General features: G+C 70.3%; 19 protein-coding genes. 8 read left to right on the top strand and 11 right to left on the bottom strand.

The genetic code is table 11. The features are described 5' to 3' along the window. Position 1: 1 nt before the first annotated feature. Complete coding sequence (locus tag AC3EN4_RS07510) at positions 2-289, bottom strand: acyl carrier protein (RefSeq protein ID WP_435205195.1); 288 nt, start codon at positions 287-289, stop codon at positions 2-4. Positions 290-304: 15 nt separating this feature from the next. Here AC3EN4_RS07510 and AC3EN4_RS07505 point away from each other — a divergent pair, with 15 nt between their 5' ends. Next, complete coding sequence (locus tag AC3EN4_RS07505; protein ID WP_435205194.1) at positions 305-934, top strand: 4'-phosphopantetheinyl transferase family protein; 630 nt, start codon at positions 305-307, stop codon at positions 932-934. Positions 935-980: 46 nt separating this feature from the next. On the opposite strand, the gene AC3EN4_RS07500 is transcribed toward AC3EN4_RS07505, so the two are convergent. Then, positions 981-2,402: a class I adenylate-forming enzyme family protein gene (locus AC3EN4_RS07500; protein ID WP_435205277.1), complete on the bottom strand. Its 1,422-nt coding sequence runs from the start codon at positions 2,400-2,402 to the stop codon at positions 981-983. Between the two features lie 164 nt (positions 2,403-2,566). Here AC3EN4_RS07500 and AC3EN4_RS07495 point away from each other — a divergent pair, with 164 nt between their 5' ends. The 3 genes from AC3EN4_RS07495 to AC3EN4_RS07485 all read left to right on the top strand — a co-directional run bounded on the left by AC3EN4_RS07495 (position 2,567) and on the right by AC3EN4_RS07485 (position 6,755). After that, positions 2,567-3,730: an MFS transporter gene (locus tag AC3EN4_RS07495; protein ID WP_435205193.1), complete on the top strand. Its 1,164-nt coding sequence runs from the start codon at positions 2,567-2,569 to the stop codon at positions 3,728-3,730. A gap of 93 nt (positions 3,731-3,823) precedes the next feature. After that, positions 3,824-5,077, top strand: a complete 1,254-nt coding sequence (locus AC3EN4_RS07490) for an MFS transporter (protein ID WP_435205192.1) — start codon at positions 3,824-3,826, stop codon at positions 5,075-5,077. A 64-nt stretch (positions 5,078-5,141) separates the two neighbouring features. Then, positions 5,142-6,755 carry an FAD-dependent oxidoreductase gene (locus AC3EN4_RS07485; RefSeq protein WP_435205191.1) on the top strand — a complete coding sequence of 538 codons (1,614 nt, stop codon included), beginning with the start codon at positions 5,142-5,144 and terminating at the stop codon, positions 6,753-6,755. Positions 6,756-6,826: 71 nt separating this feature from the next. On the opposite strand, the gene AC3EN4_RS07480 is transcribed toward AC3EN4_RS07485, so the two are convergent. After that, entirely contained in the window at positions 6,827-7,519 is a 693-nt protein-coding gene (locus tag AC3EN4_RS07480; protein ID WP_435205190.1) for a type 1 glutamine amidotransferase domain-containing protein, read from the bottom strand. Positions 7,520-7,591: 72 nt separating this feature from the next. After that, complete coding sequence (locus AC3EN4_RS07475; RefSeq protein ID WP_435205189.1) at positions 7,592-8,026, bottom strand: VOC family protein; 435 nt, start codon at positions 8,024-8,026, stop codon at positions 7,592-7,594. 196 nt (positions 8,027-8,222) lie between these two features. Here AC3EN4_RS07475 and AC3EN4_RS07470 point away from each other — a divergent pair, with 196 nt between their 5' ends. From AC3EN4_RS07470 to AC3EN4_RS07460, 3 genes are all read left to right on the top strand, one after another. Next, complete coding sequence (locus tag AC3EN4_RS07470; protein WP_435205188.1) at positions 8,223-10,577, top strand: AbfB domain-containing protein; 2,355 nt, start codon at positions 8,223-8,225, stop codon at positions 10,575-10,577. Between the two features lie 500 nt (positions 10,578-11,077). Continuing rightward, the gene (locus AC3EN4_RS07465) at positions 11,078-12,571 is read left to right on the top strand and encodes an endo-1,4-beta-xylanase (RefSeq protein WP_435205187.1); all 1,494 of its coding nucleotides are present in this window, start codon (positions 11,078-11,080) and stop codon (positions 12,569-12,571) included. Positions 12,572-12,662: 91 nt separating this feature from the next. Further along, positions 12,663-14,069, top strand: a complete 1,407-nt coding sequence (locus tag AC3EN4_RS07460; RefSeq protein ID WP_435205186.1) for a poly(ethylene terephthalate) hydrolase family protein — start codon at positions 12,663-12,665, stop codon at positions 14,067-14,069. A gap of 61 nt (positions 14,070-14,130) precedes the next feature. On the opposite strand, the gene AC3EN4_RS07455 is transcribed toward AC3EN4_RS07460, so the two are convergent. The 7 genes from AC3EN4_RS07455 to AC3EN4_RS07425 all read right to left on the bottom strand — a co-directional run bounded on the left by AC3EN4_RS07455 (position 14,131) and on the right by AC3EN4_RS07425 (position 23,621). Then, the gene (locus AC3EN4_RS07455) at positions 14,131-15,117 is read right to left on the bottom strand and encodes a LacI family DNA-binding transcriptional regulator (RefSeq protein ID WP_435205185.1); all 987 of its coding nucleotides are present in this window, start codon (positions 15,115-15,117) and stop codon (positions 14,131-14,133) included. A gap of 102 nt (positions 15,118-15,219) precedes the next feature. Next, positions 15,220-16,947 (bottom strand): IlvD/Edd family dehydratase, encoded by a 1,728-nt coding sequence (locus AC3EN4_RS07450; RefSeq protein ID WP_435205184.1) that lies wholly within the window; start codon positions 16,945-16,947, stop codon positions 15,220-15,222. Between the two features lie 43 nt (positions 16,948-16,990). Next, on the bottom strand, positions 16,991-17,875 hold the full coding sequence (locus tag AC3EN4_RS07445) for a carbohydrate ABC transporter permease (protein ID WP_422735517.1): 885 nt from the start codon (positions 17,873-17,875) through the stop codon (positions 16,991-16,993). Then, entirely contained in the window at positions 17,876-18,817 is a 942-nt protein-coding gene (locus tag AC3EN4_RS07440) for a carbohydrate ABC transporter permease (protein ID WP_435205183.1), read from the bottom strand. A gap of 76 nt (positions 18,818-18,893) precedes the next feature. After that, entirely contained in the window at positions 18,894-20,234 is a 1,341-nt protein-coding gene (locus tag AC3EN4_RS07435; protein WP_435205182.1) for an ABC transporter substrate-binding protein, read from the bottom strand. 106 nt (positions 20,235-20,340) lie between these two features. Beyond that, positions 20,341-22,515: an alpha/beta hydrolase gene (locus AC3EN4_RS07430; protein ID WP_435205180.1), complete on the bottom strand. Its 2,175-nt coding sequence runs from the start codon at positions 22,513-22,515 to the stop codon at positions 20,341-20,343. An 83-nt stretch (positions 22,516-22,598) separates the two neighbouring features. Continuing rightward, entirely contained in the window at positions 22,599-23,621 is a 1,023-nt protein-coding gene (locus tag AC3EN4_RS07425) for a LacI family DNA-binding transcriptional regulator (RefSeq protein WP_435205179.1), read from the bottom strand. A 487-nt stretch (positions 23,622-24,108) separates the two neighbouring features. Between AC3EN4_RS07425 and arfA the strand changes: the two genes are divergently transcribed. Beyond that, positions 24,109-25,632, top strand: a complete 1,524-nt coding sequence (gene arfA, locus AC3EN4_RS07420) for an arabinosylfuranosidase ArfA (RefSeq protein ID WP_435205178.1) — start codon at positions 24,109-24,111, stop codon at positions 25,630-25,632. The last annotated feature ends 122 nt before the right edge of the window (positions 25,633-25,754 follow it).

The raw sequence follows: 25,754 nt of genomic DNA, 5'->3' as shown, positions 1-25,754 counted from the left end.
GTCACTCCGCCGCGGCGGCCGGTGCGACGGGGGCGCTCCGCGCCGGCTCCGCCCGCCCGGCCACCTCGGCGGCGAACCGGTCGAGCGTGTAGTCGGCCAGCTTCTCCAACTCCTCGTCGGTGAACTTGACGCCGAAGGTGTCCTCGACCCGGACGGCGAGTTCGGCGACGGCCAGCGACTCCAGGTCGAGGCCGGCGGGGCCGAGCACCGTGTTGCCGGTGACGTCGTCGACGTCGTAGTTCATCTGGGCCAGCGCATCGACGATGGACTGGCGAACCTCATCTGACATTGCTTGACTCCTCCCATGGAATGGGTCGTGGTGCGGATTGCGACGATCACCGGCGACCCCAGGGGCCGGGCGTCGGAGCATCTGGTCAGCACCGCTGCTGACCTGCTCGGCGTGCCGGCCGCCGAGGTTGGCGTGGCACGGGACCAGACCGGCCGGCCGAGGCTCACCGGCGCGGCGCGCGGGTTGCACGCGAGCATCAGCCACGGACGCGCCGTGGTGGCGGTGGCCGTCTCCGCGGTGACACCGGTCGGCGTGGACGTCGAGCGCGAACGCGCCCTGCCCGGCGCGGCGCTGGCCCGGCGCTGGATGGCGCCGGCCGACGCCGACTGGCTGACCGAGCAGCCGGAGTCGCTGCACACCAGCGCGTTCCTCTGGCTGTGGACCCAGAAGGAGGCCATCGGCAAGGCGCGCGGCACGGGCCTGCGCGGCGGCGGCCTCCGGCAACCGCTGCTGCTGCCGACCGTCTGGCCGGACCCGCCCGGGTCGCTGCCGATGCGCCCGGTGCCCGGCAGCCGGACCGAGGTGGCCTGCGGCGCCCTCCCCGGCGGCCTGGTGCTGGCCGTCGCCGGGCAGGACCGACCGCGCCAGGGCGCCACCGACGGCATCCGGCTGCTCGTCGACCCACCGCCGACGACCGCGCCGTGACGGTCGGTCGGTGGCCGCGCCACACCCGTCCCGTCTCGGGGCGTCATCACGGCGTCGGCTCGGCCGACGCGCTGCGCAACACCGCCACGTCGCGGACCAGCTTGCCGCTGGACGTACGCGGCAGCCGTTCCAGGATCTGCCAGCGCAGCGGCCGCTTGTACGCGGCCAGGACGTCCTCCAACGCGGCGTCCAACTCCGCCCCGGTCAACGGCTTGTCGACGGCCGTGTACGCCTCGATGGCCCCGCCGTCGAACGTCACCACCGCCTCGGTGACGCCGGGCAGGTCGAGGATGGCCTGTTCGACCTCGGTGAGGTCGACCTTGAGGCCCCCGATGGACACCTGCGAGTCGAGGCGACCGCGGATGGTGACCAGCCCGGTGACCGGGTCGATGGTGGCCGCGTCCCGGGTGCGCAGCCAGCCGTCGGACCAACGGCTCTCGTCGACGAGCCCCACGTACGGGGTGACGGGCCGGCGGACCTGGAGCTCACCGTCGACGACCCGCACCTCGATCCCGGGCGCCGGGCGCACCCCGGGCCGGTGCACGCCGAACAGGTCGGTGGCGATGACGCCGACCTCGGTCATCCCGTACATGTTGCCCAGCACGGTGTCGTAGCACTCCGCGAAGCGCTCCGGAACGCCGGGCCGGACCAGCTCGCCCGCCGTGGTCATCCGCACGAACTGCGGCAACGGCCCGGCGGGGCGGCCGGCCATCAGCATCTCGAGGTGCACGGGCACGCCGATCACCGTGGTCGGCGTGGCCTCTCCGGCGATGACGCCCAACACGCCGCCCACCGTCATCCGCTCCGGCAGGGTGAGCGTGACCCGGGCATGCAGGGCGTAGAGCAGGCCGCCGACCAGACCCAGCACGTGCGCCATCGACGCGAGCAGCACGAGCCGCTCGCCGGGCCGGGGCACCCCGTCGGTGAGCGTGTACCGCTCGATCTCGGCGACGAGGTCGTCGACGGTGCGGCCGATGACTTTCGACGGGCCGGTGGACCCGGAGCTGAGCTGGATGAGCGCGTGCGGTGTCGACGCCGGACGCCCGGCCGGACGCGCGACGACCGTCTCGTCGACGATGACGAAGCCGCGCAGCGGCGGGAGCGCGGTGTCCACGGGTTGGACGAGGAACTGCGCGCCGACGCGTTCGAGCGCCCGCTCGACCTCGCCGCGCGACAGCCGGTGGTCGAGCAGCGTCACCTGGGCGCCGATCCGCCAGGCGGCGAGCAGGTTGGCCACGTACGCCAGCGACGAGGGCAGTCGGAGCGCGATCGCTCCGCCCGGGCGCAGCCCGGCGTCGGTGAGCCGGGCCTGCCGGGAGGCCACCTCGGCGCGCAGCTGCGCCCGGGTGATCGGCGCACCGAGGACGAGGCAGGTCTCGTTGCCCGGGCCCGCCAGCAGGACGTCGTCGACCCAGCCGGTGCCGTGCGCGGGCAGATCGTGCCGCACCGCCGCCAGCGACGAATCTATAGTGGACACAGGGCCTCCACGCTGCTCGAACGGCGGGCCGGCTCGACTCGACGGGTATGTACGTGCCGAACGGAGGAGTTTCCTCATCTGATGACATCCTGGTTCGATGAATTATATCGGCGCGGTCCCCACCGTCAAGCGCCCGTCGGACGGTGGCCGCGTAGGTGACGCCCGAGGTGTCGCCACCCCGGGCCACGGCCGTGCTCGTCACGCTCGCCCTGGCGGCGTTCGCGTTCGTCACGACCGAACTGCTGCCGGTCGGCCTGTTGACACACATCGCGTCGGATCTTGACCGGTCCCACTCGCGGGTGGGCATGCTGGTCAGCGGGTACGCCGTCGTCGTCGTGCTGGCGTCCGTGCCGCTGGCCCGGCTGACCCGGCGGATCCCCCGTCGTCACCTGCTCGGCGTCACGATGCTCCTGTTCGCCGCCGCGAACGGCACCGCCGCGCTCGCGCAGTCGTACGCCGTGCTGGCCGGGGCCCGTCTCGGGACCGCTGTCGCGCAGGCGTTGTTCTGGTCCATCGCCACGGCGACCGTGATCGGGCCCTTCCCCGTCGCGGTACGGGGCCGGGTGGTGGCGCTGTTCGCGACCGGGGCGACGCTCGCGCCGGTGCTCGGCGTACCCCTGGGCACCTGGCTCGGCCAGCAGGCCGGCTGGCGTACCGCGTTCGCGGTGCTGGCGGGGGTCGGCCTGGTGATCGCCGGCGCGGTGGTCGCCCTCCTGCCCAGCTATCCCCCGGCGGCCGGCGGCGGCGCGCGAGGCACCGCGCCCGACGGACGGCGCTTCGCCGTGTTGCTGGTCGCCACCGCGCTCAGCATCGGCGGTTTCCTGACCGTGCAGACCTACATCGCGCCGTTCCTGCTCGACGTCAGCGGCTTCGCCGACGCGGCCCTCACGCCGCTGCTGTTCACCGCCGGCGTCGCGGGGGTGCTCGGCACCCTGCTCGCGGCCCGGACCCTGGACACCCGGCCGATCGCCTCGCTGTTGACGGCGCTGGGCGTCGGTACGGCCGCACTGTTCGGCCTGTACGCACTCGGTGTGTTCCCGCTCGGCGCGGTCGCCTCGCTCGCCGGGCTCGGCCTCGCCTACGCGGCGTTCGCCTCCGCCGTGCAGAACCGGATGCTGCACCTGGCGCCCGGCAGCACCGACATCGCGTCGGCCGCCGTCAGCACCGCCTTCAACGTCGGCATCGCCGGCGGCTCGCTGCTCGGCGGCGCTCTGCTGCCCGCGTCGGGGGCACGCGCGCTCGCACTTGTCGGTGGACTGCTGACGCTGGCCGCTCTCGTGCTGCTCAGCCGGGACGCGAGCCGGGGGCGCGTGGGCTGAGGGCCGGCGCGGTCCGACCGACTCCAGACGTTGTCAACTGGCGGTCGTCAGCATGTCCGCGGAAAGGCAATTCCGCCCCGAGGACAAGGCTCCATGACCACAGAACACGACACCCGGCTCCAACCGGCTGACCAGGGCATCCACGACGCGCCGGCACGGTCGGGTCCCCGACCGGGGCTGACCCTCCTCGCGCTGGCGCTGGGCACCTTCGCCATCGGCACCGGCGAGTTCGGCAGCAACGGCATCCTGCAACTCTTCGCCGCCGACCTGGGCGCCTCCATCCCGGTCGCGACGTACGCGATCAGCGCCTACGCCTTCGGCGTCATGATCGGCTCACCGGCGATCACCCTGCTCGCGGCGCGCGCGAACCGCCGTACCCTCCTGCTGGGTCTGATCGCGTTGTTCCTGGTCGGCAACGTCCTGTCGGGCCTGGCCCCGAACATCGCGACCCTCGTCGTCTTCCGTTTCATCACGGGAAGCGTGCAGGGGGCCTTCTTCGGCGCGGGGGCGGTCGTCGCCGCGTACGTCTACGGTCCCGGCAGGGGCGGCCGGGCCTTCGCCACCGTGATGGGCGGCCTGACGGTGGCCACCATCGTCGGGTCGCCGCTCGGCACCCTCGTCGGCCAGCAGGTCGGCTGGCGGGCGACCTACTGGACCGTGGTCGGCCTGGGTCTGCTGGCCGGCGCGGCGCTGCTGGCCTGGCTGCCACGCACCGACGACCTGCACGGCAGTTCGGTGGCGCACGAACTCGCCGCCCTCCGACGACGGGAGGTCTGGCTCATGGTCGCGGTCGCGGCGCTCGGCATCTCCAGCATCTTCGCCGTCTACACCTTCGTCGGGCCGTTCGTCACCGACGCGGCGCGCGAGAGTACGGCGCTCATCCCGGTCGCCCTGGCCGTCTTCGGCCTCGGCATGGCGGTCGGCAACTACTTCGGTGGTCGGGCCGCCGACCATGACGGCGGTCGACCGCTGATCTTCGGCTTCGGCTACGTGCTGGTGCTGCTCGTGGCCATCGGATTCCTCGGCCGGGAGATCCTGATCCTCCTGCCGGCGCTGTTCGGCGTCGGCGCGACCATGATGTTCGCCATCCCCGCGATCCAGGTACGGCTGACCCAGTTCGCACCCGACGCGCCGACCCTGATGGGCGCGCTGAACCTGGCCGCGCTGAACCTCGCCAACTCGCTCGGCGCGATCGGCGGCGCCGTCGCCCTCGGCATCGGCTGGGGAACCCTCTCCACGGTCTGGGCGGGGTTCGTCCTCACCAGCGCCGGCCTGCTCCTCTACCTCACCACGGTGGGTCGACCCGGGCGAGCCGTCCCGACCATGAACAGGACCCGCGGTGAGTGACACGACCCGGCGAAAATCAGAGCCGATCCATTCCTCGTCAACACCGGGCACCTACCGTTCGACTGTGCGCACCGGAGACGCCGACGGCCCTGTCCTCGACGCTGAACAGTTCGACCGCCTCGCCGGCTACGGCACCGAGGAGGAGGTCCGTCCGGGGCAACACCTGTACGCCGCCGGCGACAGCTCGTACGACTTCTTCCTGCTGCGGACGGCGACCGCCGAGGCGGTCCGGAACGCGACGGCGCTGGAGCCGGAACGGCTGATCTACCGGCGCGGGCCGGGCGAGTTCCTCGGCGAACTGAGCCTGCTGACCGGGCAGCAGGTGTTCCTCACGGTCCGTGTCGTGACGGCCGGGACGGTCGTCCGGATCACCGCTCCCGAGCTGCGCCGCGTGCTCGCCGACCAGGTCGACATCGCCGACGTGCTGATCGAGACCTTCCAGGCCCGGCGTGAACTCATGCGGGGCGAGGCCGGCAACGCCCTGGAGATCGTCGGTCGACCGCAGGTGGCCGAGTCGCTGGAGCTGCGGACGTACGTGAACCAGATGCTCCTCCCGCATGCCTGGCTCGACGCGGCATCGCTGCCCGGGCGGGCGCTCATGCGGGCAGAGGGTGTCGGCGAGGACGACCTGCCGGTCGCGGTCACCAGCAACCACGTCCTGCGTCGCGCCACTCCCGGCACGGTCGCCCAGGCGCTCGGCCTGACCTACGTCGCCACGGCGCGCGATGCCGACCTGGTCGTGGTCGGCGCCGGGCCGGCCGGGCTGGCCGCGGCGGTGTACGGCGCCTCCGAGGGTCTCGTCACGGTGCTGCTGGACGGCACCGGCCTCGGCGGCCAGGCGGCCAAGAGCGCACGCATCGAGAACTATCTCGGCTTCCCCGAGGGGGTCAGCGGTGAGCAGCTGGCCCGGCTGGCGATGCTCCAGGCGCTGAAGTTCGGCGTCCAGATCTACGCGCCGTGCGCGGTGGTCGGCCTCGACGTCTCCGACGAGAAACGTCCGGTCGTGGAGTTGGCGGACGGCACCCGGATCGGAACGTCCGCGGTCATCGCCGCCACCGGCGCGCGCTACCGACGCCTCGACATCGAGCGGTGGGCGGAGTTCGAGCGGAGCGGCTGCGTCCGGTACGCGGCCACCGAGCTGGACGTACGCGGCTACGAGTCGCAGCCGGTCGCCGTGTTGGGCGGCGCGAACTCGGCCGGGCAGGCGGCGCTCTCGCTGGCGGGGCGCGGCTGCGCCGTCCACCTGGTGGTCCGCGCGGCCGATCTCGGGGCGAAGATGTCGGCGTACCTGACCGACCGGATCAAGGCCAGTCCCCGGATCACCGTCCACACCGGTAGCACCCTGCGGGAGCTGCACGGCGAGGACACGCTGACGGCGATCGTGGTGGCGAAGGAGGGTGCTCCCACCCGGCTGGACTGCCGGGGGTTGTTCTGCTTCATCGGCGCCGAACCGGAGTCCGGTTGGATGACGGGCATCGCGACGGACGACAGCGGTTTCGTGCTGACCGACAGCCGGCTGCCGTCCGGCACGCACGAGGCCCCACTGCCGTTCCAGACCAGTGCCGCCCGCGTCTTCGCGGTGGGCGACATCCGCTCCGGTTCCACCAAGCGGGTGGCGACCGCCGTCGGCGAGGGTGCCGGCGCGGTCTCCGCGGTCCACACCGTGCGCGCCCGCTGAGTTCGCGGCGCGGCCACCCTGACAGCTCCGTCCGGTGGGCGGTGACGCCCACCGGACGGAGAGCACTGCTGCTACCCGCCGCTGCGGCCCACCAGCGAGATCAACTGATCCGCCGCCGGTCCGGAGGACGCCGGGTTCTGGCCCGTGACGAGCAGCCCGTCACTCACCACGTACGGCTCGAAGTTGCCCGCCTTGGAGAAGTCGGCGCCCTTCGCGACCAACTCGTCCTCGACGAGGAAGGGCACGACCTTCGTCAGGCCCATGTACTCCTCCTCGCTGTCGGTGAAGCCGGTGACCCGCTTGCCGGCCACCAGCGGCTCTCCGTCGGGCGTGACACAGTGCCGCAACACCCCCGGTGCGTGGCACACCAGCGCGATCGGCTTGCCCGCCGCGACCACCTGCTCGATCAGCCGGGCCGAGGTGTCGTCCTCGGCGAGGTCCCACAGGGGTCCGTGACCGCCCGGGTAGAAGACGGTGTCGTAGTCCGCGACGGAGACCGAGTCGAGCCGTACGGTGGCCCCGAGCTGGCGTTCGGCCTCGGCGTCCGCCGTGAACCGGCGGGTCTGCTCGGTCTGGAAGTCCGGCTCGTCGCTCTTCGGGTCCAGGGGCGGCCGTCCGCCCTGGGGCGAGGCGAGCGTCACCTCCCATCCCGCGTCCCGGAACCGGTAGTAGGGCGTGGCCAGCTCCTCCAGCCAGAACCCGGTCTTGCGGCCGGTGTCACCGAGCTGGTCGTGCGAGGTCAACACCATCAGGACCTTTGTCATGTTCCACTCCTTGAATCAGCAGGCCGGCACCGCCGTCCGTCGCGTCGGCGGTCATACCCACGCTCGGGCGACTCAGACGCCGAAGGCGACGACCTCGAGCTGGATGTTGTCGATGTCCCGGAAGACGACGGTCGAGTAGCGGAACGGTTCCGTCGCCGTCTGGATGCCGGAGTGCGCGATGCCCAGGCTGTCCAGCCAGGCGGACCACGCCTCAAGCCCTTCGCGCGTCTCGACGTTGAGGGAGAAGTGGTCGAGGCCGGTACGGACCTCGTTGAACTCCTCGCCCTGGTTGCCCTCGTTGTGGTGCAGACCGATGGAGAAGCCGGTGCGCTGGTCGATGACCAGCTCGGCGTACCCGGTCCACTCACGCCCGTAGTGCGGGAGCCTGCCGTCCGCGAGCGTGGCCTGGAAGACCTTCTGATACCAGGCCACGCTGGCCTCGAGGTTCCGGACGGTGAAAGCGACGTGGTGCACGCCGCTGAACGACGGTGCGGTGACGTCGGCCATGACAACTCCTTCGTGCCGGTGATGACCCATGCACCTGGAGTTGTAGGCAACGCCAGTTGAGGAGCACTGGACAGGAGATGCATTGACAATCAGCGATTGACTGGGCGTCCGGGGTGGCTCTATAACCGATGTCCACCGCCCGCGCGCTGCGGGCTCAGCACGCACGGCCCGCGGCGACCCGCCCCTCGGAGACGGCATGACACGTCAGGTCCCCGCCCGCCCCGCCCTGCCCCTACTGCTCGTCCTCACCCTCGTCGTCGGCGTGTTCGCCGCACCGGCCCGACCGGTGCGGGCCGCGCCGGCCAAGACGCCGCCGCTGACCACCCCGTGGACCAGCCAGGCGCTGGCCGGGACGCCCCTGCCGGAGTACCCGCGACCACAGATGACCCGTCCGGACTGGCTCACCCTGAACGGGGAATGGCAGCTGCGTCAGTCCGCCACCGACGACGCCCCACAGTTCAACACCGACCTGCCCGAACGGGTCAATGTGCCGTTTCCCGTGGAGAGCGCCCTCTCCGGCGTCCAGCGGGCCGCCAACGACAACCGCAACTACCTGTTCTACCGACGCACCGTCACCGTCCCGCCGAACTGGTCGGGCCGGCGGACCCTGCTGCACTTCGGCGCCGTGGACTGGCAGAGCACGGTCTGGGTCAACGGCGTGCGGGTCGGCACGCACACCGGCGGCTACGACGCCTTCACCTTCGACGTGACCCCGCAGCTCAACGGCGGTGTCAACGAGATCGTGGTGAAGGTGTGGGACCCGACCGACACCCGGCAGAACGGCAGCCTGCCGCCGATCGGCAAGCAGACCAAGCAGCCCGGTGGGATCTTCTACACGCCCAGCTCGGGCATCTGGCAGACGGTGTGGCTGGAGCCGGTGCCAGCGGCGTCGATCAGCAGCGTGGACGTCTACCCGAACCTGGGCACCAACACCCTGCGGGTCCGGATCTTCACCCGCGGCGACGTCAGCGGGCACAGCGTGCTCGCCGAGGCGTTGAACGGAAGTACCGTCGTCGGCTCCGCCACCGGCGGCTTCACCGACTTCAGCGTCCCGGTGCCCAACGCCCGCCGCTGGTCACCCGACGATCCGTTCCTCTACAACCTGCGAATTCGCCTCCGCAACGCCAGCGGCGCGACAGTCGACCAGACCGCCCACTACTTCGGCATGCGGGAGATCACCACCGGCGTGGTCAACGGGGTGCTCCGACCGAAGCTCAACGGCCAGTTCGTCTTCCAGGTGGGCACCCTCGACCAGGGCTTCTGGCCGGACGGCCTGTACACCGCACCGACCGACGCGGCCCTCGCCTTCGACCTGCAGAAGCACAAGGACCTGGGCTTCAACATGGTGCGCAAGCACATCAAGGTCGAACCGCAGCGCTGGTTCTACCACGCCGACCGGCTCGGCCTGCTGGTCTGGCAGGACATCCCGTCGCTCACCGCGCAGAACATCGACCCCACCGACGCGCAACAGGCGCAGTTCGAGACCGAGGCACGCGAGATCGTCGACGAGCACCGCAGCTCCCCCGCGGTCGTCGCCTACACGCCCTACAACGAGGGCTGGGGTGAGCGCGCCCTGGCCGACACCCGCCGCGTGGCGCTGAACATCAAGAATCAGGACCCCACCCGGCTGGTCAACCCGCACAGCGGCTACAACTGCTGCCAGTCCCTCGGCAACCCCGGCAACGGCGACATCGACGACTGGCACGTCTACCTCGGTCCGGACTCACCCTCGCCGTCGAGCAGTCGGATCGCGGTACTCGGCGAGTTCGGCGGCCTCGGCCTGCGCGCACCCGGCCACGAGTACAGCCCGAACGGGCAGTTCTTCGCCTACGAGTGGCAGCCCACCTCGGATGCGCTCACCGACCGGTACGTGGGGCTGGCGCAGGGCGCGCAGAACCTGATGCTCGGCGCGGGTCTCAGCGCCTCGATCTACACGGAGATCGCCGACCAGGAGGGAGAGCTGAACGGTTTCCTCACCTACGACCGGCAGGTCGTCAAGATGGACCAGGCCCGCGTCCGCGCGGCCAACTCCGCCCTCGTCACCGCGTCCAGGACGATCGGCAGCGCCGCGCCCGTCGCCCTGCCGGTCAACACCCGGCGCTCGTTGCAGGTGACCACCCCCGGCTACACCAACCGGTACCTGCGCCACCAGAACAGTCTGGCGTACACCGAGGTGGTGGACGCGGGCAGTTCGGCGCTGCTCAAGAACGACGCGACGTACACCGTCCGACCCGGCCTGGCCGACGGCGCCTGCTACTCCTTCGAGTCGGTCAACTATCCGGGCCAGTACCTGCGGCACCAGAACTCCCGGGTCCGCAACTCGCCGAACGACGGGTCGGCGCTGCTGCGGGCCGACGCCACCTGGTGTGCCCGGGTGGGGCTGACCGGAAGCGGCGTGTCGCTGGAGTCGTACAACTTCCGTGGAAAGTATCTCCGGCACCACAACTCGGAGGTCTGGCTCAGCAACGGCGCGGGCGGAGACGCGTACAACACGCCCACCCTCTGGGCGGCCGACAGCACCTGGAACATCGCCGCCCCCTGGGCCCCCTGACCGTACGTAGGTGCTCCGACCATCGGTGCGGGCCGGCCAGGAGTCGTCGGCCCGCACCGACTCACGTGTCGGCCTGCGCGTACACGTGAACACTCCGGAGCAACAGGAAGAGCCGACGGCCGGACGTTATCCGATCTTGCGTCTGACGCGGCTCACGCCCTGACGTGCTGTCTCGCAACAGTCCTGAAACTACCGGTTGATAAAGCCGGAATTTTCTGCGAGCCTGAGACATCGATCAGTGTGATCGTTAACATGATCATTTCCCGCACCGGAGGCGCCTCACCCGATCCGCCAGGCCCCATCACGAGCCATCCGACCGCGTCCACCACCGCCCCCACCGCCACCCTTCCGCCGCTGGTCAGACGGACCACAGTCGCCCGGACAACGCACGCGACCGTCGGCCCGCCCGAGCGACCCCAGCATCGCGACCGCGGCCAGCACCAGCGGGTCATCCATCCGAAGAGCGACCGAGTTCTCCCACCCACCACCGGAGGATCAGCATGGTTTCCCGGCCCCGTCCCACCGGGCGTATCCGACTACGAGCGTTCACTCTTTCCGGAACTGCCGCGATAATTGCAGCCCTGGTCGTATCGATGCTGCCCAACCTGGCGCAGGCCGCCGAGACGACTCTCGGCGCGGCAGCGGCCCAGTCCGGCCGGTACTTCGGTGCCGCCGTGGCCGCCAACAAGCTCGGCGACAGCGCGTACACGACGATCCTGAACCGCGAGTTCAACGCGATCACGCCCGAGAACGAGATGAAGATCGACGCGACCGAGCCGCAGCAGAACAACTTCACGTTCGGCAACGCGGACCGGATCGTCAATCACGCCCTCTCCCGGGGTTGGAAGGTGCGCGGTCACACCCTGGCCTGGTACTCGCAGCAGCCCGGCTGGATGCAGAGCATGGAGGGCAGCGCGCTGCGCAGCGCCATGCTGAACCACATCAACCGGGTGGCCGGCTACTACAAGGGCAAGATCTACTCCTGGGACGTGGTGAACGAGGCGTTCGAGGACGGTAACAGCGGCGCCCGTCGCAACTCGAACCTCCAGCGCACCGGCAACGACTGGATCGAGGCCGCGTTCCGCGCCGCCGACTCGGCCGACCCGGACGCGAAGCTCTGCTACAACGACTACAACACCGACAACTGGACCTGGGCCAAGACCCAGGCCGTGTACAACATGGTGCGCGACTTCAAGTCCCGTGGGGTGCCGATCGACTGCGTGGGCTTCCAGTCGCACTTCAACGCCAACTCGCCGTACAACAGCAACTACCGCACGACGCTGTCCAGCTTCGCCGCCCTCGGGGTGGACGTGCAGATCACCGAACTGGACATCGAGGGCTCGGGCACGACGCAGGCCAACACCTACCGCAGCGTGGTCAACGACTGCCTCGCCGTGGCGCGCTGCAACGGCCTCACCGTGTGGGGCGTACGGGACTGCGACTCGTGGCGCTCCGGCGGCACGCCGCTGCTCTTCGACTGCAACGGCAACAAGAAGGCCGCGTACACGGCCACCCTGGAGGCGCTGAACAGCGCGGGCCCCGGCACCAGCCCCACGCCCACCACTCCGGGTCCGACCCCTACCGTCTCGCCCACGCCCACCGCCCCACCCGGCTCGGCCGGCGCGATCGTCGGCGCGCAGTCCGGCCGGTGCGTCGACGTACCCAACGCCTCGACCACCAACGGCACCCGGGTACAGCTCTACGACTGCAACCGGCAGGCCAACCAGTCCTGGACCTACACCTCAGGCAAGCAACTCCAGGTGTACGGCAACATGTGCCTCGACGCGGCCGGCAGCGGCAACGGCGCGGCCGTGCAGATCTACAGCTGCCACAGCCAGACCAACCAGCAGTGGAACATCAACGCCAACGGCACCATCAGCGGAGTCCAGTCCGGACGCTGCCTGGACGTCTGGAGCACCGCCAACGGCGCCCAGATCCAGCTCTACGACTGCCACGGACAGACCAACCAGCAGTTCCGGCTCTCGTCCAGCTGACGATTCGGACCCTCCGGGGCGGGTGGGCTCAGCACCTGACGAGCCCGCCCGCCCCTCGTCTTTCCACCACCACCCCCAGGAGGTACCGACAGTGCGAGGACCCGCAGACCACCCACCGCCCCCGGCGGACAACCCGGTCGACCGCAGGTCGTCCGGCATCCGGGGACGACTGCTCACGGTTGCCGCCGCCGGGATGGCCGCCGCGGTCGGGCTGCTCACCATCACCCTGGCGACCGGGTCGGCGTCAGCGGCCGACAACCCGTACCAGCGCGGCCCGGACCCCACCCGGACCAGCGTCACCGCCGTGAACGGACCGTTCGCCAACACGTCGGTCGCCGTCCCGACCGGGTACGGCTTCAACGGCGGCCGGATCTACTACCCGACCGACACCAGCCAGGGCACCTTCGGGGCCATCGCGATCTCACCGGGTTACACGGCGTTGTTCTCCGCCGAACTGGCCTGGATGGGACCGTGGCTGGCCTCGCACGGCTTCGTCGTGATCGGCATCGAGACCAACAGCCGCAACGACTTCGACACGGCGCGCGGCACCCAACTCCTCGCCGCGCTGGACTACCTGACCCAGCAGAGCCCGGTACGTGACCGTGTCGACCCGAACCGGTTGGCCGTCGCCGGCCACTCGATGGGCGGCGGTGGGGCGCTGAGCGCCGCTATGCGGCGTCCGTCGCTGAAGGCGGTCGTCGGTATCGCGCCGTACTCGCCGTCGTCGAACCTGGCCAACGACCGGGTACCCACCATGATCTTCGCCGGCCAGGCGGACACGGTGGTCACCCCGTCCTACGCCACCGGTCTCTACAACAGCATCCCGAGCACCACCGAGAGCGTCTACCTGGAGGTCGCCGGCGCGGATCACGGCTTCATGGTCGGACGGTCGAACCCGGTGATGGTCCGGACCATGTTGCCGTTCGTCAAGATGTTCATCGACAACGACGCCCGGTACAGCCAGTTCCTCTGCCCGCTGCTGGACAACAGCGGTGTGGTGACCTACCGCAGCACCTGCCCGCTGCTGCCGTCGACGCCGACCAGTCCGACGCCGACCACCACCCCGACGAGCAGCCCGACCCCGACGCCCACCAGCACGCCCAGCACGCCACCCGGCTCGGCCAGCCAGATCATCGGCGCGCAGTCGGGCCGCTGCGTCGACGTACCGAACGCGTCGCGCACCAACGGCACGCGGGTCACCCTCTACGACTGCAACCGGCAGGTCAACCAGTCCTGGACGTACACCTCGGGCAAGCAACTCCAGGTGTACGGCAACATGTGCCTCGACGCGGCCGGGTCCGGCAACGGGGCGGCCGTGCAGATCTACAGCTGTCACGGCCAGACCAACCAGCAGTGGAACATCAACGCCAACGGCACCATCAGCGGAGTCCAGTCCGGACGCTGCCTGGACGTCTGGAGCACCGCCAACGGCGCCCAGATCCAGCTCTACGACTGCCACGGACAGACCAACCAGCAGTTCCGGCTCGCCGCGCTCTAGCGACCGCACCGGGCGGGCTCGGCGTCACGCCGGGCCCGCCCCGCCGTGCGGCGTCCGCGGCTCACGTACCGGTCGGCGCCGCCGTGCTCGCCCGCACCACGAGCGTGGGTACGACCAACGGCAGGGGACGCGGCACCGTGTCGTCGATGGCCTGGGTGACCGCCGTGATGGCCCGTCGCCCCACCGCGCCGAAGTCCTGCTGGATCGTGGTCAACGGCGGAATCAGGTACGCCGCCTCGGGCACGTCGTCGAACCCGATGACCGAGACGTCCTGCGGCACCCGCCGGCCGCGCTCGTGCAGCGCGCGCAGCACACCGATGGCCATCTGGTCGTTGGCGGCGAAGACCGCGGTGGTGCCGGGCATCTCGCAGATCCGCAGCCCGGCGAGGTAGCCGCTGTGCGCCATCCAGTCACCCTCGACGGGCTCGGGTGGGCGTACGCCGGCCGCCAGCATCGCGGTCCGCCAGCCGTCGCGGCGGGCGCGGGCCTCGGCCCAGTTGAGCGGGCCGGACACGTGCACGATCTCGGTGTGCCCGAGGCCGAGCAGGTGCTCGGTCGCCAGCCGGGCGCCGAGCACCTGGTCGACGCCGACGGTGACGCTCGCCCTGGACAGGTCGCCCTCCACCACCACGAAGGGCACCCCGGAGCGGGTCATCCGCACCACCTCGAGCGCCTCGTCGTTGCCGGCGATCATCACGACGCCCTCCACGCCGACCCGCATGAGGTGTTCGGTGGCGTCGCTGAGCGCCCGTACCGTCACCTCCTCCAGGCTGACCGAGGTGGCGAAGTAGCCGGCGGCGCGGGCCGCGTCCTCGACGCTGCGATGGATACTCGTCGGACCGAACAGCGTCCGGGCCGTGCCGATGATGCCGATCATCCCGGAGCGTCCCCGGACCAGCGCCCGGGCGGCCGTGTTGGGGCGGTAGTCGAGCCGCCGGATGGCCTCGAGGACCCGCTCCCGCGTCTCGCGCCTGATCGCGGGCGCTCCGTTGATGACCCGGGACACCGTCTGGTGTGACACGCCCGCCAGGCGGGCGACGTCCGCCATGACCGCTGGCCGGTGGGCGGTCGCCACCGCTTCATCCGCGTGAACTCGCACTGGCGGACCGTCCGTTCTTCCGTGGGTGGGTTCCTCGTGGGTTCGCGGCCGTCAGTGTGAGTGGCGGGGCACCGCGCTGCCACCGCCACCGACCAGGAAGTCGAGGTCCGCCCCACTGTCGGCCTGCAGGACGTGCTCGCTGTACAGCCGTACCCAACCCCGGTCGGCGACCGGCGGCGGCGGCTTCCAGTCGGACCGCCGCGCGGCGAGTTCCGCCTCGTCGACCAGGAGGTCGAGGCGGCGGGTGGCGACGTCGAGGTGGACCAGGTCGCCGGTACGCACCAGCGCGAGCGGGCCGCCCACGGACGCCTCCGGCGCCACGTGCAGGACACAGGTGCCATAGCCGGTGCCGCTCATCCGGGCGTCCGAGATCCGCACCATGTCCGTGATGCCGTCGGTGAGCAAGCGGCGGGGCATGGGCACGTTGCCCACCTCGGGGAAGCCGGGGTAGCCGCGCGGGCCGGCGTTGCGGACGACGATCACCGTGTCCGGGGTGACGTCGAGGTCCGGGTCGTCGGCGGCGACGACGTACTCCTCGATCCGGTCGAAGACGAGCGCCGGACCGGTGTGCGTGAGCAGGTGGGGGGAGGCGGCAGAGACCTTGAGCACCGCCCCGGACGGGGCGAGCGACCCGCGCAGCACCACGGTGCCCGAGCCGGCGGCCTGGAACGGCTCCGCCATGGTGGCGATGACCTCGGAGTTCCAGCACTGCGCGCCGTCGACGTTCTCCGCCACGCTCCGGCCGCTGACCGTGACGTGGTCGGTGTGCAGCAGCGGCGCGAGTTCCTTCATCACCACCGGGAGGCCGCCCGCGTAGGCGAAGTCCTCCATCAGGTACGCCCCGGACGGCATCAGGTTGACCAGCAGTGGGACGTCGGCGGTGAGGGTGTCGAAGTCGTCGAGTGACAGGGGCACGCCGAGTCGTCCGGCGATGGCGAGCAGGTGCACGACGGCGTTCGTGGAGCCGCCGATCGCGGCGTTGACCCGGATGGCGTTCTCGAACGCCTCCCGGGTGAGCACCGAGGACAACCGCTGGTCCTCACTCACCATGGCGACGATCCGACGTCCGGCGGCCTGCGCGAGCGCGTACCGCCGGGAGTCGACGGCGGGTACGGCGGCGGCCCCCGGCAGCTGCACGCCCAGCGCCTCGGTCACGCAGGCCATGGTGGAGGCGGTCCCCATGGTCATGCAGTGACCCCGGCTGCGGGACATGCCGACCTCCGCCTCGGCGCAGTCGGCGGCGCTCATCCGGCCGGCCCGCATCTCCTCGGTGAACCGCCAGACGACCGTGCCCGAGCCGATGTCCTGGCCCCGGAACTTGCCGTTGAGCATCGGGCCGCCGGTCAGCATCAGCGTCGGCAGGTCGACGCTCGCCGCCCCCATCAGCAGGCCCGGTGTGGTCTTGTCACAGCCGGAGAGCAGGACCACCCCGTCGAGGGGGTTGGCGCGGACGGACTCCTCCAGCTCCATCGCGAGCAGGTTGCGGTAGAGCATGGTGGTGGGACGCATGAGCGGCTCGCCCAGGCTCATCGCCGGGAACTCCAGCGGCAGGCCGCCGCTCTCCCACACGCCGCGCTTGACCGATTCGGCCAGGTCGCGCAGGTGGGCGTTGCAGGGGGTCAGCTCCGACCAGGTGGTGGCGATGCCGATCACCGGGCGACCGTCGAAGACGTCGTCGGCGAATCCCTGGTTGCGCATCCAGGACCGGTGGATGAACCCGTTGCGGCCCTCGGCGCCGAACCACTGCCCGCTGCGCAGCGGTCGATCTGTCGTCGACATCAGCACACCTCTCTGTCATGCCTCTGAGATCGCGCGACGCGACCTAGCGAAGTCCTCCGACGGACAGGCCGCCGCGCCAGTGTCGTTGGAGGCTGAAGAACGCGATGACCAGTGGGATCACCGACACCAGCGAGCCCAGGATGATCAGGCTCCACAGCGACGTGCCGCCCGAGTTGTTCGCCGAGGCGATCCCCTGCCAGAGGCCGAGACCGACGGTCACCGGGAACAGTCGGTTGTCGGAGAGCATGGCCAGGGGCAGGAAGTAGTTGTTCCAGGACGCCACGGCCGACAGGAGCAGCACGGTGACCACCGCGGGACGCATCAGCGGAAGCGCGATCTGCAGGAAGGTCCGCACCTCCCCCGCGCCGTCCACCCGCGCGGCGTCCAGCAGCTCGTCCGGCACCGCGTCGCGGGCGTACACGTGCATCAGGTAGACGCCGAACGGGTTGAGCAGCGACGGCAGGATCACCGCCCAGACCGTGTTCGTCAGGCCGAGCCGGGAGAACATGATGAAGGTCGGGATAACCAGGGCCGTGGCCGGCACCATCAGCGCGCCGAGCACGACGGCGAAGCTGAAGCGCCGCGCGGCGAACCGGTACTTGGCGAACCCGTAGCCGGCCATCACCGCCAGGACCGTGGCGCCGACGCCGCCGGCGATCGCGTACAGCGTGGAGTTGAGGATCCACCGCAGGTAGATGCCGCCGTCGTAGGTGAAGAGCTGCCGGAGGTTGCCGACGTAGTCGACGTGGTCGGTGAACCAGAGCGTGTTGCCGCCCCCGAACAGGCCCGGCGCGTCCTTGGAGCTGTTGACGACGACCCACCAGAACGGCACCAGGAAGTAGATCACCAGGAAGCCGAGGAGGATCTGCAGAGGGAGGTAGCGCTGCGGCCGGCGGACGCCGGCGCGGACGCTGGTGCGGTCGGCCATCTAGAGGAAGCTCCTCCGCTTGCGGGTGAAGAACAGGAAGGCGTACACGCAGATGAAGACGATGCCGCCGAGCGCGAACGAGATCGCCGACCCGTAGTTGAAGTTGGCGAGCGAGAACGCCTGCTGGTACGCGTACATGTTGGGGGTGAAGTCGGACCCGATCGTGCCCGCGGCGAGGTAACGCAGGATCTGCGGCTCGTTGAAGAACTGCAGGGTGCCGATGAGCGAGAAGACCAGGATCAGGATCAGCGCGGGCGCGATCAGCGGGATCTTGATACGCGTCGCGATCTGCCACCGGCCGGCGCCGTCCATCCGTGCGGCCTCGTAGAGCGTCGGGTCGATGCCCTGCAACGCCGCGTACAGGATGATCATGTAGTAGCCGGCCCACTGCCAGGTGACGACGTTGAGCAGGCCGTAGAAGATCAGATCGCTGCCCAGGAAGTCGGGCGCGGTGGCACCGAACAGTCCGAAGATGTCGGTGAGCGGGCCGAAGCCCTTGCTGTAGAGGAACCCCCACATCACCGCACCGATGACGGTGGGGATCGCGTACGGAAGGAAGATCATGAGGCGGGAGAAGCGCGCGAACAGCGTGGTCACCGCGTCCAGGATGAGGGCCATCACGAGCGCCAGGACGATCTGCAGCGGGATGGAGACCAGCGAGAAGCGGATGACGAACCAGGCTCCGGACAGGAAGCTCGGGTCGGTGAACGCCTTCACGTAGTTGTCGAAGAGGACGAAGCTGGTGCCGCCGATCAGCTTCTTCTGAAAGAGACTGAGGTACAGCGCGTACGCCAGCGGCGCGATGAGGAACGCCAGGAAGACGAGCGCGAAGGGCCCGACGAAGAGCCACCCCATCAGGTGCTCGCGCAGGTGCACCTTGCCACGGATCTTGCGCGTCTCGCTCGGCGGACGCGGTGTGCGCTGCTCGGTCAGGACTGTCATCTGTGCTCTCCGGGACGGGGACGCGGGGATCGTGGGTGGGCCGGCCGACAGCGCCGGCACGGCCCACCCAGAGCGGTCACGAAACGGTGAAACCCTGCTCCTTGGCGTACTTCGCGACGTCCTCCTGGAGCTTGTCGGCCGCCTGCGAGCCGGTGATGGACCCCTTGATGACCTCGCTGACCTGCTTCGTCATGGCGTCCAGGTAGTACTGGCCGAAGGGCGCGTAGGACACCCCCTGGTACGCCTCGGCGGCGGGGAGGTAGACCTCCTTGTTCGCCTGCTGGCCGCCGAAGAACGCCACCTTCAGGTCGACGAACGCGGGATCCTTGAGCGCCGTGAGGTTCAGCGGGAAGATGATCTGGTTGGTCCAGCCGTCGGTGAGCGACTCCTTGTCGGCGTACAGCCCGTAGGCGACCTTCGCCGCCAGCTCCGGCTTCTTCGCCTGCTTGGTCACCGAGAAGGCCGACCCACCCCAGTTCACCTGCACCGGGTTGGCCGGATCCCACTGCGGCAGGGGCGCGACCGCGAACTTGCCGGTGTCCTGGCCCTTACCGACGCCCGCGCCGGTGAGGTAGCCCGGCGCCCACGCCGCCGAGATGTACGTCGCGTAGTTGCCGTTGATCACGCCGGAGATGTACTCCGGGGTGAACTGGTCCTGCGTGCCCACCAGGCCCTTCTTGGCCAGGCCGCCCCAGTAGTCCAGCACGTCCTTGGACGCTTGGTCGTTGAGCTTCACGCCGATCGACTTGGGCTGCGCCGGGTCGTAGGTGAAGGGCGACGCGCCCTTCTGGATCTGGAGCGCCATCAGCACCGCAGGAACGTTCGCGCCGAGATCCCCGAAGAGCGGACCGCCGGCGTCCTTCACCTTCTGCGCGGTCTGCTCGTACTCGGCCCAGGTCTTCGGTGGAGTGATCTTGTACTTGTCGAAGATGTCCTTGCGGTAGATCATGCCCATCGGGCCACCGTCGACCGGGACGCCGTAGACGGCGTCGCCCACCGACACGTCCTTCCAGGCGCCCTCGCCGTAGTTGGCCTTCACCGCGTCGTAGCCGTACTGCTTGATGTCCACGAGCGCGCCCTGGATCTGGAAGGTCGGGATCCGGTCCGCCTCAACCATGATCACGTCGGGCGCGCCGGTGCCCGCCGAGATGGCCGTCTGGAACTTGTCGTACTCGTCGCCGCCCTGACCGACGTTGGTCCAGCAGACCTGCACGTCGTCGTGGAGCTTGTTGAAGTTGTCGACGACGAGTTGGGTGTTGGGGTACCAGCCCCACATCGTCACGACCGGCACGTTCTGCTTGGTGATGGTGTTCGTGCAGTTGCTCGCGTCGCTGCCGCCGTCGTCCGAGGAGCAGGCGACCAGGCCGCTCCCGGCCGCGAGCAGGGCCACCGTGGCGAGTATGCGTCTTCTCTTCATTGAGATGGTTCCCTTCGGAGGTGGCGGTGCACAGACATCCATGCGCCGGCGGGCGCCACCGGGGCGGCTGGGACCCCGCTCCCGGTGGCGTCGCCTGGGCAGGCTTCTAGCGTTTGAACAGACGGGGCGCCAGGTCGATGAGGTTCTTCTGCCACACGTCCCAGCCGTGCGGCCCGGGGGTGACCCCGTCGAACTCGTAGCGGATACCGAGGGTGTCCAACGTGGTCAGCGACGCCATGAAGCTCGGGTACACGAAGTCGGTCTGGTCACCGACGTACAGCCGGAGCATCCTGGTGCCGTTGTTGATCGCCGCGACGTCGACGCCGGCGCCGCTGCCGAAGCCGGCCGAGAACGCCGCGACGTAGGCGAACTGTCCCGGGTATGCCTTCAGCACACCGAACGCCTGCCCTCCGCCCATCGACAGTCCGGCGAGGGCCTGCTGGGACGGGTCGCTGGAGACGTGGTAGCGGGACCGGGTCGTCGGCACGATGTTCTCCAGCAGTTCCCGGTTGAAGTTCGACGAGTTGCCGTTGCCCATCACGACCACCATGGGCGTGAGGTCGCCGTCGAGGAACTGGTGGTCGAGGATCTGCTTGGCCCGGCCCATCTCGACCCAGTCCGTGTAGTTCTGCCCACCGCCGTGTTGCAGGTAGAGGACGGGATAGGGCTGCGCCCGCTGCGGGTCGTACCCGGGTGGGGTCCACACCAGCGCGGTGCGGTCCTGGCCGGCCACCGTGCTGGCGTAGGTCATGGTCTCGACCGTGCCGCCCTGCCCGGCGGGCACGTCCGTCAGCAGTCGGGCCGCAGGGCCCGGGATGAGGAAGGTGCTCCACATCGGCTCCGTGGTCACCCTCGTCGGGTTCGAGACGTCCTTGAACGGCACCCGGTCGACAATCAGCCGGTAGTAGTAGAACCAGGGCTTCAGCGGCCCCACGGTGGCCCGCCACCGGTCGCCGTCGCGCGTCAGCGGCACGCGCAGCCAACTGCCGCCCGGCGCGATGTTGGCCCACACCGTGACGTGCTGGGCGTCCGCGAAGTCCGTGGTGGTCTCGAAGGTGACGAACCCGTCCTCGGTGACGAAGGGCGTCGGGGTGGTGCCGGCCGGCGGCGGCGTGAACTCGCCCGTGAACCGCCCGTGGCCCGGGCTCGGTCCGTGGTCCGACACGTGCCCGAACAGTCGTGGCACGAAGTCGACCAGGTTCTCCTGCCAGGTGGTCCAGTTCCCGCCGCCGTCCGCGTTGACCCCGTCGAACTCGAACCGGACACCGGCCCGGTCCAACGCCTTGGTCAGCCGGTAGGTGGTGTTGTAGGCCGGGTCCGTGACGTTCCCCGTGTAGAGCCGCAGCAGCTTGAGGTGGTGCAGCGCCGCGGCGTCCCTGCGGTCGATCGTCGGCGCCGAGGTGCCGGAGAACCAGCCGACGTAGCCGAACTGGCCGGGCTTGGCGAGCGCCGCCCGGACCGCCCGCGCCGCGTCGTCGGCGACGCCGGCGATGGCCTGGTGCGCCGGATCGCGAAGGACCCGGTAGTGGTCGGCGACCGCCTTGCGGAGGTCGTTCAGCTCACGGTCGTCCGCGCTGTCGGCGATGACCACGACCATCGGCTGCATCGCGCCGGCCGCCGAGAGGTTGTCGAGGATCTGCTTCGTGCGACCGAGGTCGAGCCAGTCGCTGGCGGCCACGCCGTCACCCGACTCCAAAAAGAGCGTGGGGTAGCCCTTCGGCTTCTTGGCCGCGTACCCGGGTGGCGTCCAGACCAGGGCCGAGCGCTGCTCGGCGCGGACCCGGTAGGTCAGGGTCCCGACCGTACCGCCCGTGCCGGCGGGCGCGTCGGCCAGCCAGCGCGCCGACTCCCCGGCGACCAGGAAGGTGCTCAGCAGCGGGTCGGACGCCACGCTCGTGCTGTTCGTCGGATCCTTGATGGTCTTGGTGTCGTCGGCGGTCACCTGGTAGCGGTACAGCCCCGGCGTCAGCGCGCCGAGCACACCGGACCACACGTCACCACGGCGGGTCAGCCCGAACTCCGCCCAGCTGGCGGACGGGCCGAAGTTGCCCTCGACGACGACCTGCGAGACGGTGCCCAGGTGCTCCTGGACGTACGCGGCCGGTACGGTGAACGAGGCGTAACGGTCCGGGGAGACGTCCAGCCACGGCGTGTCCGCCGCCGCTGCCGGTTGCGGCGCGAGCAGGGACGCCGCCATGGCGATGACTCCGGCGCCCAACACCGCCGAGAGCCGGCGTACGCTGAGGCGGCGTAAGCGCCCGTGATACTGTTCGCTTGTCACGCTCCACTCCTTTCCTGTGCCGGTAGCGGATGCGACCCGCTGACCGGCTCAACCCATCGGTGGATCTCGCCGTGCGGTAGCGCTCACCTCCTTCGGTCGGTCGCCGGTGGCGCGGTCGATTCGCGGACCACGAGGCTGGTCGGCAGGACTATCTGGTGCGGCTCGTCCCACTCGCCGGTCACCAGTGACTTGAGCATCCGCGCGGCTTCGTACCCGAGCTGGTACATCGACTGGTCCACAGTGGTCAGACCGGGCTCGGTCGAGGCGGCCTCCGGGATGTTGTCGAAGCCGACGACGGACAGGTCGGCCGGGACGCGCAGGCCCAACTCCCGGGCGACCTCCAGCACCTTGAGGGCCATCCCGTCGCTCGCCGCGAAGACCGCCGACGGCCGGTCCGCCCGCTGCAACAGGGCACGGGCCAACGGCACCGCCGACTCGGGATTGAAGTCCCCCCGGCCGATCAACGTCGGGTCCACGGGCACGCCGGCGGCGGTGAGCGCCGCCCGGTAGCCCTCCTCCCGGGACCAGGCCGAGGCGAGGCTGTCGCGCCCGGCGATGAAGCCGATGCGGCGATGGCCCAGGTCGAGCAGGTGCTCGACCGCGGTGGTGGCGCCGGTGAGGTTGTCGGCCGTGACCGAGGGCTCGGTCGCGCCGCGTACCGGGTCGATGGCCACGACCGGCGTCCGGCTGCGCATCTCGCCCCAGGGCGTGACCACGATGCACCCGTCGGTGAGGGTGCCGGACAGGCGGGTCAGGTGCCGCTGCTCCCAGCCCTCCGAGTAGGACCCGTAGAGGTCGCTGTTGGCGTAGATGATGAGGTCGAAGCCGGAGCGGCTGAGCGCCTGCATGACTCCCTTGAGCACCTCCGCCGTGTACGACTGGAAGCTGTGCGCCACCAGGCCGAGGACGTTGGTGCGGCTGCGTCGCAGGCTCGAGGCCACCAGGCTCGACTCGTAGCCGAGCTGTTCGATGGCGGTACGGACCTGGGCGATGGTGCGGGCACTGACGCCGTAGTGGCCGTTGACGACGCGGGAGACGGTGGCGGTGGAGACACCGGCGGCCCGGGCGACATCACTCATTGTCGCCGGCGCATTGGCTTCGATCATGCCACTCTCTCTGGACTGCAATCGTTATCGGTTACGTTTCCAGGATGTTGCCAACGTAACCGACCCCGATTGCGAACACAAGACCTTTTCATCCCGACGCGAGGGTCCCCGAAAGGTCCACCCGGGATCGTGCACGGCGGACTTCCCGAACCGCAAGCCGCGCCATTTCGCGCACGGGTTCCACCCGTTGACAACGGGGCGCCACTCTCCGTCAGGCGCCATTCCGAAACGGGGTGTTCCCTCCGGGGAGCATGATCGGTAACGTTTACATCGATCGCGAACGTAATCCATGATCATGGCGATGTCCAGAGCTCGCACCGACCCACCACCCCCGGGTCCCCGGCGCCGCGAACACCGATCTCGACGTCGGAGGCCCCGTCCGAGAGGAGCACGCCCTGAACACCCACCTCGACGTAGCGCCGGACCCACTCCCCCGCCGCGCCGCTTCGGCCGTCCGGCCACGTCAGAGCCAGCGGGGAGGGCGGTCGTGAACACCGCACGCCTGCTCCTGGATCCGCGTCGACGGGTCGCACCGGTGCCGCGCCGGCTCTTCGGCTCGTTCGTCGAGCACCTCGGCCGCTGTGTCTACGGCGGGATCTACCAGCCCGACCACCCGAGCGCCGACCCGGACGGTTTCCGGCGCGACGTCCTCGCGCTCGTCCGTGAGCTGGGCGTCACCACGGTCCGCTACCCGGGCGGCAACTTCGTCTCCTCCTACCGCTGGGAGGACGGCGTGGGCCCGGTCGAGCGACGACCGGCCCGACTCGACCTCGCCTGGCACAGCCTGGAGACCAACGCCTTCGGGCTGGACGAGTTCATGCGCTGGGTCGGCAAGGCCGGCGTCGACCCGATCATGGCGGTCAACCTCGGCACCCGGGGCACGGCCGAGGCCGTCGACCTGCTGGAGTACGCCAACCACCGCGCCGGGAGCCACCTCGCCGACCAGCGCCGCGCCAACGGCGCCGCCGACCCGTACGGGATCAGGCTGTGGTGCCTGGGCAACGAGATGGACGGCCCGTGGCAGGTGGGCCAGCGCAGCGCCACCGAGTACGGGAGGCTCGCGGCGCAGACCGCGAAGGCGATGCGCCGCTTCGATCCCGACCTCGAACTGGTCGCCTGCGGTTCGTCCCACCTCGGCATGCCGACCTTCGGCAGCTGGGAGCGGGACGTGCTGACCGAGGCGTACGACGACGTCGACCTGATCTCGCTGCACGCCTACTACCAGCCGGTCGACGACGACCTGCCCAGCTTCCTCGCCTCGGCCGAGGACATGGACAGGTACATCGACGCCGTCACCGCCATCGCCGACTCGGTCGGCGCGATCCGCCGGTCGACCAAGAAGATCATGATCGCGTTCGACGAGTGGAACGTGTGGTACCAGTCGGCGGCGCCGTCCACGCCGCCCAGTGGCGAGGACTGGCCGGTCGCGCCGCCACTGCTGGAGGACCACTACAGCGTGGCCGACGCCGTCGTCGTCGGTGGCCTGCTCATCAGCCTGCTGCGGCACAGCGACCGGGTGACCGCGGCGTGCCAGGCCCAGTTGGTCAACGTCATCGCGCCGATCATGACCGAGCCGGACGGGTCGGCCTGGCGGCAGACCATCTTCCACCCGTTCGCCCGCACGGCCCGGCACGCCCGGGGCGTCGTGCTGGACGTGCTGCGCGACGGCAGCACCACGAGCACCGACCGCTACGGCGTCGTCGCCGCGGTCGACGCGGTCTCCACCTGGGACGACAGCACCGGGGAGATGACCGTGTTCCTCGTCAACCGGTCCGTCGACACCCCGGCCGAGGTGACCGTCGACCTCGCCGGCGCCCGGGTGGGCGAGGTCATCGAGTGCGTCACCGTGGGCGGCGACGACCTCGATGCCAAGAACACCGCCGACGGCCCGGACCACGCCGAGCCACGCCCCACCGAGCCGGTCCGGGCCGGCGACGCCGGCGTCCGGCTGACCCTTGCGCCCGCGTCGTGGACCATGCTGCGGCTGCACGCCACCGACGTCACCCCGTGAACCACCCCGGGCCGCGCACCCCCGGTTTCACCGAGGGGTGCGCGGCCCGGGACTTCCCCACCACAGGGAGTACGGAGAATCGCGTCGACGGTCCGACCAGGACCGGAACAATTGCGTCCGGA

The sequence above is a fragment of the Micromonospora sp. bgisy143 genome (assembly GCF_057708145.1).
This window is presented reverse-complemented; position numbering and strand designations above follow the sequence as displayed.